This is a genomic window from Ruegeria sp. AB10 (assembly GCF_056542745.1).
Genome location: NZ_JBQGAI010000012.1, coordinates 35896 through 53616, shown reverse-complemented (window position 1 = coordinate 53616; position 17721 = coordinate 35896). Strand labels below are relative to the sequence as shown.

Below are 17721 nucleotides of genomic sequence, written 5' to 3'. Positions count from 1 at the left end.
ATCACCTGGATCAGCGACAGGGGCCTGATAGGCAAGCTTAATTTCTGTGCTTACCAGATGAATTTCGTAAGTTCATTATTCAACTTCCTTACCCCGCTGCATCAGGCAGCCGAATAGACCGTCGAACGTGCCGAAGTTCTCTCGCAAAGTTTCGCTTGAGCGCACGTTTGGCGGGCTTGACTGCAACTGCTAGCCGTCGCCCAGACCTGAGCTGGACCCAGAAGTCAAAGGTATGGGATCTACGACGCCCTAGATGATCCGTATAGAAAACGGGAACAGGCTGCTCTCTGATATCCATGACATCTTTGTTTGCCAGGAACAGCCAAAGCACCCGCTGTTCAAGTTTGCTCTCATACTGGATGACGCGCGCATGATCGTCGGATGGAAGGCGCGCTAGGATAGCGCCTCGTGAACTGGCACGGGATCGTTTGGGTATGTCTCGCGTTGCGCGGCTTGGTAGCGGGGCAAGGTCGCCGCGTTCGAAACTAACGTCGTTGTCGCTCATGTTTATTTTGGCGCGGTTTGACATGCGTTGTGCAGCCCAAACCGCCGCCACCTTCTTCTGAATGTCGATATACAAAGCCCATCCAAGCCCATCGCGTGGAGGAGCGATGAAATGGTTGACTTTTGGGGTCACAAGAGGGAAGAAGATGTATCGGTACGGTATCGATACTGATTGCAAAGGCCCTAGAGAGTTGCCGCTCTCGGGGCCTTACTCTTTTCCCGGACAGCTTGTATTGCTGCTTAGGTTTTCATGGCTAAGTCATTCTCAATCCTCCTCTGTTTGATACCGTTCAGGCCAAAGCTCTTCGGGTGACTTTCCGAGCTGTTCCGCGATAGCTTTCTGGATGCGCCGCGATCGTCGGTATCCCTGAGACACGGTCGACACCGAACTGATGGAAAGCCCCAGTTCCCGGCTTAGTTTGGCCAATGAGCTTCCAGAAATGCGAAGAGCGCATTTGATGCGTTCGTGTTTTTCAAGATCCACAACCAATGGAAGTGCCAAGCCAAGTCCTCCGACCGAGTCTTTCGTCCAATTGGTACTGCGAAACTCACCCAAAGTGCAATATTATTGTTATTTTACAATAATTTACAATAACCCACCCCGTTTCACTTGTTTTAGAAATCGCCTATTTTCAAGAAATAGCGCTGTGGTTGCAAAAAGCTGTTGCTGGCAACATCAATTTCATCACGTTACAGTCGCGGCAAGCTATTGATTTGGGGGAGATATCAGCATGTACAGCAGGGTATTCCCCATAAAACTGCGCTCCGGACATTGCATCGCGGTAGCCACCAGCGACTTCGAGTGTGAAGGATATCGGCCCGCGCAGATCAAACGGCTCTATCGAAGAGGCACGAACTTGCGTGAATTGGCCGAACGCTTTGGAGTTAGCCCGGTTCTTGTCCGCAAGTTGCTGAGACTCGCCAAGATCGACTACGTATTAGATCTCTATGGCCAGTATGAAACTGGCAAAACTTGCACAGAAATTGCTCGCGAAAATACGATCTACACTTCCACTACATTCTACATCTGGCTCAAATGGTTGAAAGGCATTCGTGGCGCACTCTGGATACTTGCCGCCGCTTCTGGAGCTGGCGCAGCGAGCACAGTGCTTAAGCAAAGCGAGGAAAATCAGGTTCTAGTAGCAGGCCTTGCCTTGTTGGCAGTGATCATTCCGGGCGCAATCAAGGCATTAAAACTTGATGATACAATTTTGGACTACGAAACCGCCGCCGCAAAATTCAAAAACGCAGAAGGGACGTTACGAAGGGCAGCTAATGTCTGGTCGCACAAGCCATTCTCCGAGTTTGAGATCGAAGCGCGTGAGGCGCTTTCCGACTTAGACAACGCACGTAATGCATCTCTGACCCCACCAGAATTTTGCTTTAAGGCGGCACAAAGAAAGGTAGCTTCAGGTGACTATGACCCTGACAACATTGAAGGTGGTGGAAATTAAAGACAGTGCCATATGAAAGAAAATTTTGCTTCGTTTATTAGGCGGCACAGATTTCGATTGGCTGATATCGCCAGTCACCGACCACTTACTTTACACGATTACCAGCTAGCGCGCGTATTTCCTGGCGGGCAGTTGCTATGGTTGGACCATAAACGTCAAGAGTTGGAGAGGCTGGGCATTGCGATGGCTATGGCTGGCTATGTTACTGAATGTCAAATTGATGAGCCTGAATTGTTTTCTCAGTTAGCTTCTGATTTACGCGAAGACGAATGGAACTCTGTTTTACGTTTCTGTCCCTTCCAGCCCGTAGATTCTGCACTAAGAAACCTCGACTTGATCGTTTCGGCTTTAGAGGAGGCATGCATTGGATTGAATGCGGCAAAAGCTGGAATGGAAACAGCGATGGATTCTTCTCGCTCTCGTTTAGCAACTCATCAGAGGGAGCAATCCAAAGCAACTGCTCAACTGCTGAACTTTGGTGCACTTTATGCATCATATGTCGATGTCTGCAGACGCATTCGACGCCGCTGTAATCTGGGTGATCAGAAGAGCTACGAGCGGGCGATTGCACGGTTGGTTGCGAAGAATAAAGGTGCACATAGTTTCGCGAAAGACTTACGCAACTATACGCTTCATTTTCAGGTTCCCGAACCCTACGTTACCATCGAACTATCCGAAAATCGAAAGGTTAGCCTTCTGTTGGATAGTTCTGCGCTCCTTTACTCTGGGTTTAAATGGAAAGCCACAAGCAGGGATTTCCTGCAAAACAACGCGAAGCTGGATATTCTAGAGACAGCCACAGAAGTCACGAAAGATGTCGTTCGCCTCGTACGTTTCCATCGCAAGATCGTTGATGCCCGCTTGGCCGACATGAAGTTTGCCTACGAGACCTACTTGAATGAGCGAGTAAGACATAAGCACTTGAGGGACGCAGTGGTTGATGTCGGAGCTGCCTTTAGAATGCCGCGCTCGCTTATCTCCCGCCTGCTAGAGGACAATTTCGTCGAACAGGTGCTCGAAAGCGCGCTACCAGACAAAGATGCTGAAATGGTAATAGTCGAATACGCCAACCGACATCGAAATTTGCCGAAGAAAGTGCTTCAGGAGCTTCGCATTGAAGTTGGCAAGAAGCTAGAAAGTCGGCCGAGGTTTCCAACCGGAGGGGCTTTCTTATCAAAAAGGAAAGTCGAATAACGCCATTCGCGCCAAGCTAAGTTAAGCGGCAACACCCGAATGAACACGGGCAGAAAGACACAAGATGACCACAAGAGTTTTAGGTGAGAAACGGCGATATTGGGAAAGAAGACTATGGGATCTCTTGGGGCCACTCCCAGTCACTGACTTGTTGATCATGAGTTGGGCGATTGAAGCCATTAGAAGCGGCCGGACATCGTCTGCACTGCGTTATGCCGCTATACCCGGGAATCCAGAAGAACACAAAATTACGGGCAAGTATTTCATCCCTCCTTGGAGCATAGATGGGGTCCTCAATGAGAGACTGGTGATGGGCGCAGCAACTTGTGAAAGCAATCGCCGTCTCGACCTCAAGACATGGGGAGGAATCGCTAAACTTATGAATGTATATGGCGGGCTAGCGAACATCGAAGGAGTGAGCGACTACGATAGCAATCAGATAATTGCCGCCATTCCACGACTGTTCTGGCCGCAATATGATTGGCAACTTGGGTTTGAAAACATTTTTCGGATCGCAAGAGCTTGGCATGTTTATGCGACGCCAGAGGGAAGTAGAGCATTCGCTCAAAAACACACTCTTGATCTTGAAAAGTTCCTTAAGGTTGCATTTGCTATCTATGTGTCGACAGAAAGCCATCCTGCAGTTCTCACGTCCTATGTTGCGAGCATCGGAGCAGCTCGGAGCGAAGTTTTGAGGGTTGGAAAAATCATTGGTGGAACTCTTGAAAAGCAGGCCGCATTTGCCAAGGAAATTCGAAACGCTAGCGTTCCGAGAGATTTCAGACGGAGCGTCATTAAGGAGCGCCCATTGTTCGAAGTCCGGGATCGTCAGGGGCCTGCCTTCTTGGTGCCATCTAGAGCCCAATTTATGCTTAGAGTGACTGACGGCCTATACTACGATATTGTGCAGGACGGTGATGCACGGCGGAGTTCAGGAGACCGCTTCGAAGACCTATGCCGCCGCCTTTTGGAACACTATTGTAGCCCTTCTTTCGAGATCGAGGGGGAGCGAGATACTTCTTATGGAAAGAGCGCTGACCTGTTCTTGTTGGGGAACGATTCTGATCTGGGTTTTATTGTTGAATGTAAGATCAGACGTCTACCTCAGAAGGTTTTGACGTCTCCTGATCCTTGGCGTGATTGCGAAAAAGACTTTGGCGATATTATCAAGGGAATAGTCCAAATTTGGCGCACCAACAGCGAACTGGACTCGATGCTAAGGAAGCACATGGTGGGAATAGTCCTGCAATATGATCCTTGGGCAGTCATGGGCAACGCGTTCGTTTCAGAGCTCTTTGAACGAGCGCATCAAATGGCAGACAACCTTTCCGTTCCAAAAAACAAGAGAATTCCAGTTGCGCTAGTTGGATATGCGGACTTCGAACGAAGTCTAAGGTCATATGACCTTTCCGACGTTCATGATGCTGTTTCCAAATCGGTCGAAGAGAAGTTTCATGGTTATGAGTTGTCGGGCATACTTAGTACCGTTGCCGAAAAGGGTGAGAGAAAACCAAATTTCGACTACTCAAGTCTTGTGAAAGCAGCGGCCCCTTGGTGGGGTGAGAAGTGATAGATGATGTCCCTAGCTGACATTGGCCCAAGACGCAGCGAAGGTCAGCTCTCTGCCCTGCCTTCTGGTTGGGTATGTCGGCTTTGGGCTGGGACCTGCCGAATGCGCCCACAGCATCCAGATAATGCGGCAACGACAGGTCAGGGCTCGCTGACCAAGTTCCCTCAAAAAGCCAAGTTCCGCTCTCAGGAAACGGCCCGGAGTCCGGAAAGACTGCTCACTTCGCAAATCCGCCGTCCAAAGTTCTTATTGAGGCAAGTGTGGTGAACAGCTGTCCAGCAGTGACCGAGGATATTCGTTAGTTTTGGCGAAATTCAAACTAGCCAGTTCAGCCAAAGAAAACTCGGCAAATCGTCGTTACGCGCACGCACCTCAAGTGAGCAGACCCAAGGTCATGAGAAATGCGACCAGGCCCAACCACCTCTGCCCAATCCGATTCCGGCATCAGCCATCACCGACTGGCACATAGCGAACCAACAAAAAATGAAGCGTCTATCGCCAATGGAACGACTATGGGTGCCAAATGGCAAAACTATGTGTCGTCCCACACATGGATACCAATGGCGGACCGAGGAGGATTCGAACCCCCGACCCCTTGATTCGTAGTCAAGTACTCTATCCAGCTGAGCTATCGGTCCGCGTTGGTGAGGCGCTATGTAGACCCACCTCTGGGGACGTGCAAGCCGATTCTTCAAAAAAAATCTAAAAAGTCACGCCGCCCCTCGGCAGGCGGATTTCAAAGGTCGTTCCCTGCGGTCCGGTCTCGGACAGCACCAGATCGCCGCCATGCCCGCGCACCAGCTCTTGCGAGATCGCAAGCCCAAGCCCCGAGCCGCCCTTGCGCACCCCGCCCTGAAACGGCGTGAACAGGTTCTCGCGCGCTTTTGGCGGCAGGCCCGGGCCGTTATCCCTGATCTCAACGCACCAGTCGTCTTCGTGTTCGCACCCGGCAATCGTGATCCTGCCCGGTTTGCCGGACGCCACCAGCGCCTGACGCGCGTTGCGCACGAGGTTCATCATGACGCGGAACATCTGCTCGGGGTCCGCGCGTGCGATCAAATCCTCGGGCACTGCGTTGACGATCTCGACACAGGCATCAGCAACGGCCAGTCTTTCGCTGGCCACCACATCTTCGGCCACGTCGTGCAGGGGCACCATGGTCAGGGTCGGAGCGGGCTCTTCCGCGCGACCGAAAGCCAGCGTGCTTTCGCACAATGACACCGCCCGGGTGATCGAGTTCACCAGCTTTGGCGCCATGCGCCGTACCAGCGGGTCGTCACTGGCCTCGATCCGGTCGGTGAATAGCTGTGCCGAGGTCAGGATGTTGCGCAGATCATGGCTGACCTTGGCCACCGCACCGCCCAGCTGCGCCAGACGCTCGCGTTGTTTCAGCGCCTGCGTCAGTTCGGTTTGCAGCTGTTGCAAGGCCTCTTCCGCCTCGCGCAGCTCGGTCACTTTGGAATTGGGAGAGATGATGCCCCGTGCGTCCTCGGGGGCGCCCGCATAGCGCTGCATATAACCCACCACGCCCTTGATGGGTTTCACCAGAACCACGCGAACGGCCAGAAACAGGAAAAACGCGGTGATGATCGAGATGACAAAGGACAGGCCCAGGATGCGCAACCCATAGTCGGTCATCGCCATGCGCAGGGGTTCGCTGTCCGTGGTGACCTCGATCAGCAGCCCCGCCCCTTTGACAGGCTCACCGATCACGCGAATGACCTCGTTTTCCGGCGTGAACAGGCGCGCTACGGCATCCCGGATCAATATCCACGGCCCGGCATCGCGCAGGTCATAGGTTTTGGTGATCGCCTCGGGAATTGGAGAGGACAGCATCAACTGACGCACCTCGTCCCGGCGCAGCACCACGTTGTAGACACCGGCATTGGCCAGCAGTTCGGCCTCAAGATCATCGGCCAGCATGTCATCGGCCAGCAGGGCCAGTGACGCGATCTGGGCGCGCTCAAGCCGGTTCAGCAGGAAATCCTCGCGAAACCGCGCAATCGAGGGAACAAAGATCAGAACCTCGGCCAACATCACGAAGACCGTCGTCAGGATCAGAAATCGGCCCGACAGCGAGTTCAATCTGCTCTCCCTTCCCGGTCAGGGCATCCAGCGCTGGACGAACCGGACCACGCGTTTAACCGTTTGATTCTCAAACAGCCTTGGCGAGAAATAGGCACCCGCCACCCGTTTGTTAAGCTCTCCGATCGTCGGATAGGGCGAAACCATCGCAGCTATCTGCCCCATCTTCAGGTTATTGGCCAAGGCCAGCGACCACAAGTTGATCAGTTCGCCCGCCTGATGGCCTACGATTGTGGCCCCCACCGGACGGCCTTTTACGACCATGACCTTAATGAAGCCTTTCGTCTTGCGTTCCGATATCGCGCGGTCGTTGTGGTGGTAGTCAAAGCGCGCGATTTCGACCCTGTCGCCATGCAGGTCGCGCGCCTGCGCTTCGGTCAGGCCAACCTGCGCCAGTTCAGGGTCGGTATAGGTGGCCCAGGGGATATGCGCCGTTTTCGCCTTGGACGGCAAGCCGAACAGGGCGGACCGGATGATAATCCCGGCGTGATAGCCCGCCACATGGGTAAATTGCATCCCGCCCGCGACGTCGCCGATGGCATAGACCTTGCGGTTTGTGGTGCGCAGTGCGTCGTCCACCTTGATCCCGGTGCGGGTCGGTTCGATCCCCGCAGCCTTTAGGTTCAGGCGGTCGGTATTGGCCTTGCGCCCGGCGGCCAGCAACAGGTGCGAGCCTGTATAGATGTCGCCATTCTCGGTCACGACCTCGACCAGGCCCTTATTGTTGCGAATCTGGGCGACCATGGCCTGTTCGTGGATCGCCACGCCCTCGGCACGCAGCGTGTCCAGGACGATCTCGGCCGCTTCGGGGTCGTCCTTGCCCAGCGCCTGCAGGCCCTCGATCACCGTCACTTCGCAGCCCAGGCGGATATGGGCCTGCGCCATTTCCACTCCGATGGGACCACCGCCGATGATCAGCAGATGCTCGGGTTTTTCGCGCAGATCAAAGATCGTCTCGTTGGTGTAATACGGCACCTGATCCAGTCCGGGAATCGGCGGCACCAGAGGTGATGAGCCGGTTGCAATCACCACCCGCCGCGCGGTGATCAGATGATCGCCAGCCTGCACCTGCGTCGGAGAGACAAAGCTGCCATATTCGCGGATCACCTTGACCCCGAAGCCCTCGAACCGGTCTTGGCTGTCCATCGGTTCGATCTGGGCAATAACGTCATGCACATGATCCTTGGCGGCGGCATAATCCACTTGCGGCACCACATTGGCCACGCCCAGCGCGGCGGAATGGGCCTGCCCATAGGCCGCTTTGCCGCTGGCGATCAACGCCTTGGAGGGCACGCAACCAAAGTTCAGGCAATCGCCGCCCATCTTGTGGCCTTCCAACAGGATGACGTCGGCGCCCATCTGGCTGGCCCCGGCCGCCACGGACAAGCCGCCTGACCCGGCCCCAATCACCAGGATATCGGTTTTCAATTCTTGCATGGACTTAGCCGTCCTTTCGGCCACGCAGGGCTTTGATCACTATTGGCAATGCTGCCAGCACGCACAAGCCGATGATCGGGCCGATGACGAAAGGTTCCCACAGCAACGAGACGTCAGGCGTTTCGCCCCGGTCGAACACACCGCCCAACCCGACACCGATCCACGTATAGACGATGCCGCCCGGAATGATGCCCAGCGCCGTGGTGATCAGGAAATTGCGGAACTTCACACCCACCAGCGCAGGCACCAGATTGGCCACAAAAAACGGCACAACCGGCACCAGTCGCAGCAGGAACAGGACCGAGATTTCATTCTCGCGCAGCCCGTCTTTCAGCTTTTTGATCGCTCCTTCCGAGGATTCCAGTCGCGCCGTCAGGGATTCTCCCAACCCCCAGCGCGCCGCCAGAAAGATGGTCGAGGCGCCGATGGTGGCGGCAAAGACGTTAAAGACGGTGCCCGCAAACAGGCCGAACAAGAACCCTCCGGTCATCGAGGCTACGGCAGCACCCGGCAGCGAAAAGGCGACGATGACGATGTATATCGCCACAAAAGCCGCTGCCATGGACCAGTAATTGGCATCCCGCCACGCCAGCAGCGCCTCGCGGTTGTCGCGCAGGGTCTCGAAGGTCAGGTAATCGCCCAGCGTGAAGAACCCCACCGCAGCCACGGCGAGAATCACCAGCAATGGAATATGGCGCGCAAGCCCGCTGCGCGGCGCCTGAGTTGTATCGCTCATGAGGCTGTCCGGTTTCGTTCGTTTCATTCTGCCCCCAACATGCGCCGCCAACGGGCTGCACAACAGAGACTTCACGCGGCCTTGATGTTAATGGCAGTTAATGTGAGGGTTTCGGGCGTCAAAACAGCGATTTTGAAACCTTTTGCCTGGCGAGCGTACAGAATTGTTGCAAAAGGGGATAAAACCCCCACCTAGGGGTTTGACTTACCCCCCGCTTCCCAGTAGAGGACGGGCTTCGAACACTAGGGCCAGGCGAATCCGCGCCGCACCCCACCGCTATTGATTGGAGACGGAGCGATGAAACGCACCTATCAGCCTTCGAACCTGGTTCGCAAACGCCGCCACGGTTTCCGCGCGCGCATGGCCACCAAGGCCGGCCGCAAAATCCTGAACGCGCGCCGCGCACGTGGCCGCAAATCGCTGAGCGCGTAAACCGCTCACCGATCAGGTTAAGAACATGACGCCGCCGGAGGCCCCTGAGGATGGTAGCAACCAGCCGAGGGTCAAGCCCCCGGCGGCGTCCGTTTGCGCGCCTGAAACATTGACTGTGCTCAGGAAACGGTCGGATTTCCTGAAAGCCGCGCGTGCGCGTCGGCAGGGCACGTCGTCGATGATGGTACAGGCCCGCAAACGCGCCCCGGATGAAGCGTCTGGGATTCGCGTCGGTTTCACCTGCTCCAAGAAGGTCGGCAATGCCGTGGCCCGCAACCGCGCCAAACGACGCCTGCGCGAGGCCGCCCGCGCCGTGCTGCCCGCGCAAGGGCAGGACGGCTGGGACTACGTGTTGATCGGCCGCGCCGAAGTGACCGCCGCACGCCCGTTTGAGGCCCTTCTGGACGATCTGCGTTATGCCCTGCGCAAAGTGCACGGGCCGCGGAAGTGACCCTGTTGGCGCATATCCTTGCCCTGCCCGTCCGGGCCTATCGGCTGGTCTTCAGCCCCTGGGTCGGGTTCAACTGCCGCTATCAGCCCACGTGCTCGGCTTATGCGCTGGAGGCGTTGGAAAAACACGGTGCCGTCAAAGGGGCTTGGCTGGCAGCCCGGCGGATCGGGCGCTGCCACCCGTGGGGTGGTGATGGCTACGATCCGGTGCCCGAATGCAAATGCGACGATTCCGCGTGACTACCCGGTCAGGCTTGACCCATCACATTCTGCGCTGAACACTTGGACCCACACAGCCCGAGGTCCAGATGGCATCCGACGCGCGCCAAACGCTGCCCACGCATGAGGTCCTGAATCAACCGCCCGCGCGCGGGGATGCTGACCTTTGGGCGTCGGATCCGGTTCTGCGCAATGCGGTTGGCTTTGCCGTAGGCCGCTCCGCGCCTCTGGAGGCATATGGCACACATCTGGGACGCGCTGAAACCCGCGAGCTGGGGCGCGTCGCGAACCGACACCCGCCTGAACTGAAGCTGTTCGACGCAGGCGGCAGGCGTCTGGACGAGGTGCGCTTTCACCCCGCTTACCATCAGATGATGCAGATCAGCCAATCTGCCGGATATGCGGCCTTACCATGGGATGGGCAGCCGGGTGGCCACGTAACCCATGCCGCGATGAACTATATGGCCAGTCAAGTCGAACCCGGCCATTGCTGCCCACTGACCATGACCTACGCGGCCTATCCGGTATTGGCCGCCAATGCGGACATTGCCGCCATCTGGCAACCAAAGCTGACAGCACGCATATACGACCCGGCAACAAGACCGGTTGCCGAGAAAGCCAGCGCCACGCTGGGCATGGCGATGACCGAGAAACAGGGCGGCTCGGATCTGCGCGCCAACACCACCACGGCCACGCGGGACGGTGCGCATTGGCGGTTGCGCGGGCATAAATGGTTCTGCTCGGCCCCGATGTCGGATGGCTTTCTGACGCTGGCGCAGGCGCCGGGCGGGCTGACCTGTTTCCTTGTCCCTCGCTGGCTGGAGGGTGAGCGCAACCCCATCCACCTGATGCGGTTGAAGGACAAGCTGGGCAACAGGTCCAACGCCTCGGCCGAGATCGAATACCACGACGCGCTGGCCTATCAGCTGGGCGAGCAGGGCCAAGGCGTGCACACAATCATCGAAATGGTGCACCACACGCGGCTGGACACGGCCATGGCCCCCGCTGGCCTGATGCGCGCAGCTTTGGCAGAAGCACACCACTGGGTCACCCATCGCAGCGCCTTTCAGCGCCGGTTGATCGACCAGCCGCTGATGCGGGCGGTTCTGGCCGACCTGGTGTTGGACTGGGAAGGCGCGCTGACGCTGGGGATGCGCGTGGCACAGGCGTTCGACGGCCAGACCGCCGAGGACAAGGCTTTTGCCCGGATCAGCGTCGCCCTTGCCAAATTCCTGAACAATAAACGTTGCCCCGTGGTCGTGGCCGAAGCGATGGAGGTACTAGGCGGTATGGGCTACGTCGAGGACACGCCCCTGCCGATGCTCTATCGCGAAGCCCCTCTGAACGGCATTTGGGAGGGGTCGGGCAACGTTATCTGCCTCGATATCCTGCGCACCCTTGCCCGCGAGCCGCTGGCCGCGGACGTGCTGCAGGCAGAACTGGACGCCGCAATGGGCGTAGATCGCGCCTATGACGCGGCCCTGAAGGCGCATCGCAAACACTGGCCCGACCTGCCGCCCGAGGCCGAGGCGCGCTGGTTCGCCGAACGCACCGCACTGCTGCTCACCGCTTCACAGCTGCTGCGCCACGCACCCGGCGCGGTCGCCGATGGTTTCGTCAACACGCGCCTCTCAGACGACAGCGGGCGCATCCCCGGATCAGTATCCGGACTGGACACGGGCGCGCTGCTGGCCCGCCTTGGCTGACCCGTCCCCTTGCCCGGTTGCGTCAACTGCTGTAGGGGCTGCGCATGTTTGACGAAGCTGACGATATCCACCCGCTGTTTGCCGGCGCGCCCTCGACCACCGAGTTCAAGAAGCTGCGCAAACGCATCGTGCGCCAGACCCGCGAAGCCATCGAGCAGTATGGGATGGTGGACCCGTCGGCGCATGACAAGGACGGTAAACCACCGCGCTGGCTGGTCTGCCTGTCGGGCGGCAAGGACAGCTATACCCTGCTGGCGGTGCTTTATGAGTTGAAGTGGCGCGGCCTGTTGCCGGTCGATCTGTTGGCCTGCAATCTGGATCAGGGGCAACCGGGCTTTCCCGCCATCGTCCTGCCCGAATTCCTTGAACGGATGGGCGTGCCCCACCGCATCGAATATCAGGACACCTATTCTGTCGTGATGGACAAGGTCCCGCAGGGCCGCACCTATTGCGCGCTGTGTTCACGCCTGCGCCGGGGCAACCTGTACCGGATCGCGCGCGAGGAAGGCTGCAGCGCCGTGATTCTGGGCCATCACCGGGATGATATCCTCGAGACATTCTTCATGAACCTGTTCCACGGCGGGCGTCTGGCGACGATGCCTCCGAAACTGGTGAACGAAGAAGGCGATCTGTTCGTCTTCCGCCCGCTGGCCCATGTGGCCGAAGCCGACTGCGAGAAATTTGCCACCTCAATGAACTACCCCATCATTCCCTGCGACCTGTGCGGCAGTCAGGACGGGCTGCAGCGCCAGCAGGTCAAACAGATTCTGGACCAGTGGGAAAAGAACAGCCCCGGTCGGCGTCAGGTGATGTTCCGGGCCCTGACCAACGCACGGCCCTCGCATCTGCTGGACCCGAAACTGTTCGATTTCCAGGGCCTCGCGCTAAACCCCGGCAAAAAAGACGAAAATTCGGGTGAAATTCCACAGTTGCGTTAACGTCTGACTCAGATTGGTTTTCTACGGTTGCCCAATACGTGCTATGCCTAAACGTAGAGGCCCAGAAAACCGATGTGGAAACGTCTCACAGTCGAACGCGTTCTCGATGTTCTTACTTCCGTTCTGAGCGGCCCAGCCGCCTTGGCCTTTGTCCCGGCGATCAGCCTGGCCGCGTTCTGGATTGGCGGAGAGCGGGCATTGGTGGTCACCGCCCTTTGTTTGCCGCTGGTATTCATAGGTGCCGCCGCCTTTGACGCCCGATCCGACCGGCAGCGCCAGCGGCGCAACCTGTCCGTTGGGATGATGGCAATCGACGCCTTCGCCACCGAACTGGAAGGTGTTTTCAAGACATTCACGCCCGGCGGGGCAGATTCGGCCTGCATCCTGGTTGCGCTGGATGATTACCCGAATTTTCTGGACCTTCACGGCAACGCCGCGGCCGACCATCTGGCCCAGCAGTTCGGCCACCGCATCCTTTCGGTCATCCGTACGCAGGACATCGTGACCCGGCTGGATCAGAACAAGATCGCAATCGGCCTGCAGCCTTCAAGCCAGTTGGATCTGGAGGCCTGCATTCAGATGGCCGGGCGCATTCAGTCCGTTGTTGAGGAGCCCTTCACGCTCAACGGTACCGGGGTGTATGTGTCCTGCTCGATCGGGTTCAGCCAGTTGTCCAGCGCGGCAGATGGCCGGTACGAGGATTGGATCGACGCGGCATCGGCCGCATTGGGCGAAGCGCAAAGGAACGGACCATCGACCATTCGCGCCTTCTCCAGCGAAACACAGCGCCGCTCGCGCATTCGCGCCAATCTGCGCAAAGAGTTCGAGGCAGCGCTGGACAATGGTGAAATCCGTCCGTGGTACCAACCTCAGATTTCGACCGATACCGGGCGCGTCACGGGGTTCGAGGCGCTGGCCCGCTGGGAGCACCCGCAGAAGGGAGTGCTGAGCCCGCAGGTCTTCCTGCCCTTCGCCGAGCAGGCCGAATTGATGGAAAAGCTTGGTCAGGCGATGCGGCATCACGCCTTTGCCGCCGTGCGCGACTGGGACCGCGCCGGGATCGTGGTACCCCGCATCGGCGTGAATTTCTCGTCTGATGAGCTGCGCGACCCGGCCTTGATCGACCGGCTGAAATGGGAGCTGGACCAGAATGACCTGACGCCCGACCGGCTTGCGGTCGAGATCCTGGAGACAGTATTTTCGCGCCGGCCCGATGATGTCATCACCCGCAACGTGACCAGCATGTCCAAACTGGGATGCTGCATTGATCTGGATGATTTCGGCACCGGGCATGCCTCGATTGCATCGATCAAGCGCTTCAATGTCTCGCGGATCAAAATCGACCGGTCCTTTGTTGCCAAGGCGGATCGCGACGCCAGCCAGCAGCAACTGGTCAGCGCCATCCTGACCATGGCCGAACGCCTGAACGTCGAAACGCTGGCCGAAGGGGTCGAGACCCAGGGCGAACATGCCTTGATGGCGCAGTTGGGATGCGATCATGTTCAGGGGTTCGGGATTGGCAAGCCGATGCCGTTTGAAAAGACGCTGGACTGGGTTGCGGCACATCAGAACAAGGTCGACGGAATGCCGAAGATCGGGCGCAAGACTGGTCCGTAATCGCAGATTTACGCCACAGAAACGCGATCCGTGACGAATTGACAGGCGATTCCGCTTGACCTTTGGGCCTGCACTCTGTTGAACCCACCGGGTGTGTTTCACTGCTTAAGGTGGCTGTCCCCGATGGACGATCAGAACAAGAATCTCATCCTTGCAACCGCGCTCAGCTTTCTCGTGATCCTTGTTTGGTTCGTGCTGTTCCCCCCGCCGGAACAAGCGCCGACACCAGATCAGGCCGAGATCACCGCCGTCGAGGGCAATGAGGTTCAAACCCCAAGCGCCACGGGTACCGGCACCGTTGGTGAAGCGACAACCGCCACCGAGGAAACCCTGCCCGAAGAACAGGCCCCGCGGGTCGAGATCGACACGCCGCGCCTGAAGGGCAGCCTGTCGCTGTCGGGTGGCCGCATCGATGAGCTGTTCCTGAAGGACTACAAGGTCTCGATCGAAGAAGATGCGCCGATTGTTGAGCTGCTGTCGCCAGTTGGATCGGATTCGGCCTATTACGCCCTTTATGGCTGGGCTCCGGGCGCTGGTGTCGCTGGTGCAGATGTACCCGGCCCGAACACGCTCTGGACGGTAGAACAGGGTGAGAAGCTGGGTGTTGATACTCCGATCACCCTGAAATGGGACAATGGCAAAGGCCTGACTTTCCGCCGCACGCTCTCGGTGGACGAAAACTATATGTTTTCGGTCACGCAGTCGGTCGAGAACAACTCGCAATCCGAAGTTGGAATGGCGCCCTATGGCATTCTGGCACGCCACGGCATTGGCGAGGATGGCGACCTGCCCGACTTGAAGAATTTCTTCATCCTGCATGAAGGCGTGATCGGCATGGCCGACGGCACGCTGGCCGAGATCGATTACGGCGATGTCCGCGATTTCGATATCGATCCGAATGAACGCGCGCAGGCCGAGGTTTATCAGGTCAAGGAAGACGGCTGGATCGGCTTTACCGACCACTATTGGATGACCACGCTGATCCCCGAACCGGGAACCGCGTTCAAGGCCGCCGCGAAATATGACGCACGCCGCAAGATTTATCAGACCGAAACGGTTCTGCCGACGCTGACCGTTGCCCCCGGTGCAACGGAAGAGGTCACCACGCAACTGTTTGCTGGTGCCAAGGAATGGGAAACCATCCGTGAATACCAGAAGGAAGGCGTGCAAAAGTTCATCGACAGCATCGATTGGGGCTGGTTCTTTTTCCTGACCAAGCCGATCTTCTGGCTGCTGCACAACATCAACGCCCTGATCGGCAATATGGGTTGGTCGATCATCGGCCTGACGCTGATCATCAAAGCGATCCTGTTCCCGCTGGCGTTCAAATCCTACGTCTCGATGGCGAAGATGAAGGAGCTGCAACCGCAGATGGAGGCCCTGAAAGAGGCCGCTGGCGACGACCGCCAAAAGATGCAGCAGGGCATGATGGAGCTGTACAAGAAGGAAAAGGTGAACCCCGCCGCGGGCTGTCTGCCGATCCTGATGCAGATTCCGATCTTCTTCTCGCTATACAAGGTGATCTTTGTCACCATCGAACTGCGTCAGGCCCCGTGGTTTGGTCCGTTCCAGGACCTGAGCGCGCCGGACCCGACCTCGATCATGAACCTGTTCGGCCTGCTGCCCTTTGCCGGACCGCAGCCCGACAGCCTCATGGCGCTGATCTTCATCGGTATCCTGCCGCTGCTGCTGGGTATCTCGATGTGGCTGCAGCAAAAGCTGAACCCGGCACCAACCGACGCGACACAGGCGATGATCTTTGCCTGGATGCCGTGGGTGTTCATGTTCATGCTGGGCAGCTTTGCCAGCGGGCTGGTGGTTTACTGGATCGCAAACAACACGATCACGTTCACCCAACAATACCTGATCATGCGCAGCCAAGGATATACGCCGGATGTGTTCGGCAACATCAAGTCCGGCTTCAAACGCACGCCGAAAACGGATGATAAATGACAGCTGAAGTAACCCAGCTTTGGCGGCATCCGATCAAAAGCCATGGTCGCGAAGCCGTCGAAACCGTAACCGTGAGCCCCGGGCAGACCATGCCCGGGGATCGCGTTTGGGCGGTTGCGCATGAGGCATCCAAGGCGGACGGCTCGGAATGGGCCCCCTGCCCCAATTTCAGCCGGGGTGCAAAAGCGCCGCAGCTGATGGCAATCTCGGCATTGTCCAACGGCGAGACCCTGACGTTGTCCCATCCGGATCGCCCGGACCTGACCTTTGCCCCGGACAGCGAACAGCAGGCGTTTCTGGACTGGGTCAAGCCCCTGATGCCCGCAGACCGGGCCGCCTCGGCGCGTATCATCCGGGTTCCGGGGCGTGGCATGACCGACAGCGATTTCCCCTCGATCAGCCTGTGCAACATGGCGTCTCACCGCGCGGTTGGGCAAAAGCTGGGACAGGACCTGTCGATCCATCGCTGGCGCGGCAATGTCTGGTTCGATGGTATGCCACTGTGGGAAGAATTCGAGTGGCTGGGCCAAGAGGTTCGGATCGGCGACGCTGTGTTCCGTGTCCGCGAACGGATCACCCGCTGCCTGGCCACAACGGCCAACCCTGAAACCGGCATACGTGACGCCGATACCCTGGGCGCCCTGAAAACCTGGGGCCATCAGGATTTCGGTGTCTATGCCGAGGTCGTCAAAGGCGGCGCAATCTCGGTTGGCGACAAGGTAGAACTGCTATGAGCACCCTCCCCTTTCCTTTGGCTGAAGACCCGGATGAATTCGCGTCCGAGCGTGGTCGCAAGCTGTTCGCAGGCGAGTCCGAATTCGTCAAAGGCGTGGTTGCCATGAATGGCCTGCCCGCGCCCGACCGGTTGGAGGTCTGCTTTGCAGGCCGTTCCAACGTGGGCAAATCCAGCCTGATCAATGCACTGACCGGAACCAAGGGGCTAGCGCGCGCGTCGAATACGCCGGGTCGCACGCAGGAAATCAACTTTTTCACCCAAGGCCCCGAGCTCTATCTGGTCGACCTGCCCGGCTATGGCTATGCCAACGCGCCGGTGAAGGTGGTGGAAAAGTGGCAGCGGCTGCTGAAACAGTATCTGAGCGGTCGTCAAACCCTGCGCCGGGCCTTTGTCCTGATCGACTCGCGCCATGGGGTGAAACCGGTCGATGCCGAGATCATGAAGCTGCTGGACACCAGCGCCGTGACATTTCAATGCGTGATGACCAAGGCCGACAAGGTCAAGGCCAAGGATCGGGAAAAAGTTCTGGATCAGGTGCGCGGCGCGTTATCGAAACACCCGGCGGCCTTTCCGGAAATCGTGCTGACCTCGTCTGAAAAGGGCGACGGCATTCCGACACTACGTTCGATCATCGCGCATCTGGAATAGCTTGCCTCTTGGCAGCACCGCGCAAAGGCCCTAACACGGAAC

17 protein-coding genes and 1 tRNA gene are annotated in these 17721 nt (G+C 57.9%); 12 read left to right on the top strand and 6 right to left on the bottom strand.

The window, feature by feature from the left end:
* Positions 1-88: 88 nt before the first annotated feature.
* Positions 89-298, bottom strand: coding sequence for a Tn7 transposase TnsA N-terminal domain-containing protein (locus ACR0NT_RS17460; protein WP_480443440.1), 210 nt, complete (start codon positions 296-298; stop codon positions 89-91).
* A 471-nt stretch (positions 299-769) separates the two neighbouring features.
* Positions 770-988, bottom strand: a complete 219-nt coding sequence (locus ACR0NT_RS17455) for a helix-turn-helix domain-containing protein (protein WP_298937879.1) — start codon at positions 986-988, stop codon at positions 770-772.
* A 247-nt stretch (positions 989-1235) separates the two neighbouring features.
* On the opposite strand from ACR0NT_RS17455, the gene ACR0NT_RS17450 reads away from it, so the two are divergent.
* The 3 genes from ACR0NT_RS17450 (at position 1236) to ACR0NT_RS17440 (ending at position 4722) form a co-directional block, all read left to right on the top strand.
* Complete coding sequence (locus ACR0NT_RS17450; protein ID WP_170674862.1) at positions 1236-1958, top strand: hypothetical protein; 723 nt, start codon at positions 1236-1238, stop codon at positions 1956-1958.
* Between the two features lie 12 nt (positions 1959-1970).
* Positions 1971-3152, top strand: coding sequence for a hypothetical protein (locus ACR0NT_RS17445; RefSeq protein WP_170674859.1), 1182 nt, complete (start codon positions 1971-1973; stop codon positions 3150-3152).
* A 64-nt stretch (positions 3153-3216) separates the two neighbouring features.
* Positions 3217-4722 (top strand): hypothetical protein, encoded by a 1506-nt coding sequence (locus ACR0NT_RS17440; protein WP_170674857.1) that lies wholly within the window; start codon positions 3217-3219, stop codon positions 4720-4722.
* Between the two features lie 561 nt (positions 4723-5283).
* On the opposite strand, the gene ACR0NT_RS17435 is transcribed toward ACR0NT_RS17440, so the two are convergent.
* The 4 genes from ACR0NT_RS17435 to ACR0NT_RS17420 all read right to left on the bottom strand — a co-directional run bounded on the left by ACR0NT_RS17435 (position 5284) and on the right by ACR0NT_RS17420 (position 8980).
* A tRNA-Arg gene (locus ACR0NT_RS17435) sits at positions 5284-5360 on the bottom strand.
* A 64-nt stretch (positions 5361-5424) separates the two neighbouring features.
* Positions 5425-6807 carry an ATP-binding protein gene (locus ACR0NT_RS17430; protein WP_480443428.1) on the bottom strand — a complete coding sequence of 461 codons (1383 nt, stop codon included), beginning with the start codon at positions 6805-6807 and terminating at the stop codon, positions 5425-5427.
* Positions 6808-6825: 18 nt separating this feature from the next.
* The gene (locus ACR0NT_RS17425) at positions 6826-8244 is read right to left on the bottom strand and encodes an FAD-dependent oxidoreductase (RefSeq protein WP_170440538.1); all 1419 of its coding nucleotides are present in this window, start codon (positions 8242-8244) and stop codon (positions 6826-6828) included.
* Between the two features lie 4 nt (positions 8245-8248).
* A complete protein-coding gene (locus ACR0NT_RS17420) occupies positions 8249-8980 on the bottom strand; it encodes a TVP38/TMEM64 family protein (RefSeq protein ID WP_170440536.1) in 732 nt (243 codons plus the stop codon).
* A gap of 297 nt (positions 8981-9277) precedes the next feature.
* Between ACR0NT_RS17420 and rpmH the strand changes: the two genes are divergently transcribed.
* The 9 genes from rpmH (at position 9278) to yihA (ending at position 17679) form a co-directional block, all read left to right on the top strand.
* The gene (gene rpmH, locus ACR0NT_RS17415) at positions 9278-9412 is read left to right on the top strand and encodes a 50S ribosomal protein L34 (RefSeq protein ID WP_005980833.1); all 135 of its coding nucleotides are present in this window, start codon (positions 9278-9280) and stop codon (positions 9410-9412) included.
* Positions 9413-9437: 25 nt separating this feature from the next.
* Positions 9438-9863, top strand: a complete 426-nt coding sequence (gene rnpA / locus ACR0NT_RS17410; protein ID WP_170440534.1) for a ribonuclease P protein component — start codon at positions 9438-9440, stop codon at positions 9861-9863.
* The gene (gene yidD, locus ACR0NT_RS17405) at positions 9860-10102 is read left to right on the top strand and encodes a membrane protein insertion efficiency factor YidD (RefSeq protein ID WP_170440532.1); all 243 of its coding nucleotides are present in this window, start codon (positions 9860-9862) and stop codon (positions 10100-10102) included. Before rnpA ends, yidD begins: the two co-directional genes overlap by 4 nt.
* 68 nt (positions 10103-10170) lie before the next feature.
* Positions 10171-11787 (top strand): acyl-CoA dehydrogenase family protein, encoded by a 1617-nt coding sequence (locus tag ACR0NT_RS17400; RefSeq protein ID WP_170440530.1) that lies wholly within the window; start codon positions 10171-10173, stop codon positions 11785-11787.
* A gap of 44 nt (positions 11788-11831) precedes the next feature.
* Positions 11832-12725 (top strand): tRNA 2-thiocytidine(32) synthetase TtcA, encoded by an 894-nt coding sequence (ttcA, locus tag ACR0NT_RS17395; RefSeq protein WP_170674855.1) that lies wholly within the window; start codon positions 11832-11834, stop codon positions 12723-12725.
* Between the two features lie 72 nt (positions 12726-12797).
* Positions 12798-14342: a bifunctional diguanylate cyclase/phosphodiesterase gene (locus ACR0NT_RS17390; RefSeq protein WP_170674853.1), complete on the top strand. Its 1545-nt coding sequence runs from the start codon at positions 12798-12800 to the stop codon at positions 14340-14342.
* Positions 14343-14465: 123 nt separating this feature from the next.
* Entirely contained in the window at positions 14466-16295 is a 1830-nt protein-coding gene (yidC, locus tag ACR0NT_RS17385; protein ID WP_170674851.1) for a membrane protein insertase YidC, read from the top strand.
* A complete protein-coding gene (locus ACR0NT_RS17380) occupies positions 16292-17029 on the top strand; it encodes an MOSC domain-containing protein (RefSeq protein WP_170440522.1) in 738 nt (245 codons plus the stop codon). Before yidC ends, ACR0NT_RS17380 begins: the two co-directional genes overlap by 4 nt.
* A complete protein-coding gene (gene yihA, locus ACR0NT_RS17375; protein WP_170440520.1) occupies positions 17026-17679 on the top strand; it encodes a ribosome biogenesis GTP-binding protein YihA/YsxC in 654 nt (217 codons plus the stop codon). The genes ACR0NT_RS17380 and yihA overlap by 4 nt, the downstream gene beginning before the upstream one ends.
* Positions 17680-17721 lie beyond the last annotated feature (42 nt).

Coding starts and splice junctions, on each gene's coding strand:
- yidC (WP_170674851.1), top strand. CDS start 14,466: ATGGACGATCAGAACAAGAATCTCATCCTTGCAACCGCGCTCAGCTTT.
- ACR0NT_RS17420 (WP_170440536.1), bottom strand. CDS start 8,980: ATGAGCGATACAACTCAGGCGCCGCGCAGCGGGCTTGCGCGCCATATT.
- ACR0NT_RS17445 (WP_170674859.1), top strand. CDS start 1,971: ATGAAAGAAAATTTTGCTTCGTTTATTAGGCGGCACAGATTTCGATTG.
- ACR0NT_RS17460 (WP_480443440.1), bottom strand. CDS start 298: ATGGATATCAGAGAGCAGCCTGTTCCCGTTTTCTATACGGATCATCTA.
- ACR0NT_RS17380 (WP_170440522.1), top strand. CDS start 16,292: ATGACAGCTGAAGTAACCCAGCTTTGGCGGCATCCGATCAAAAGCCAT.
- ttcA (WP_170674855.1), top strand. CDS start 11,832: ATGTTTGACGAAGCTGACGATATCCACCCGCTGTTTGCCGGCGCGCCC.
- ACR0NT_RS17400 (WP_170440530.1), top strand. CDS start 10,171: ATGGCATCCGACGCGCGCCAAACGCTGCCCACGCATGAGGTCCTGAAT.
- ACR0NT_RS17390 (WP_170674853.1), top strand. CDS start 12,798: ATGTGGAAACGTCTCACAGTCGAACGCGTTCTCGATGTTCTTACTTCC.
- yihA (WP_170440520.1), top strand. CDS start 17,026: ATGAGCACCCTCCCCTTTCCTTTGGCTGAAGACCCGGATGAATTCGCG.
- ACR0NT_RS17425 (WP_170440538.1), bottom strand. CDS start 8,244: ATGCAAGAATTGAAAACCGATATCCTGGTGATTGGGGCCGGGTCAGGC.
- rpmH (WP_005980833.1), top strand. CDS start 9,278: ATGAAACGCACCTATCAGCCTTCGAACCTGGTTCGCAAACGCCGCCAC.
- ACR0NT_RS17450 (WP_170674862.1), top strand. CDS start 1,236: ATGTACAGCAGGGTATTCCCCATAAAACTGCGCTCCGGACATTGCATC.
- rnpA (WP_170440534.1), top strand. CDS start 9,438: ATGACGCCGCCGGAGGCCCCTGAGGATGGTAGCAACCAGCCGAGGGTC.
- ACR0NT_RS17440 (WP_170674857.1), top strand. CDS start 3,217: ATGACCACAAGAGTTTTAGGTGAGAAACGGCGATATTGGGAAAGAAGA.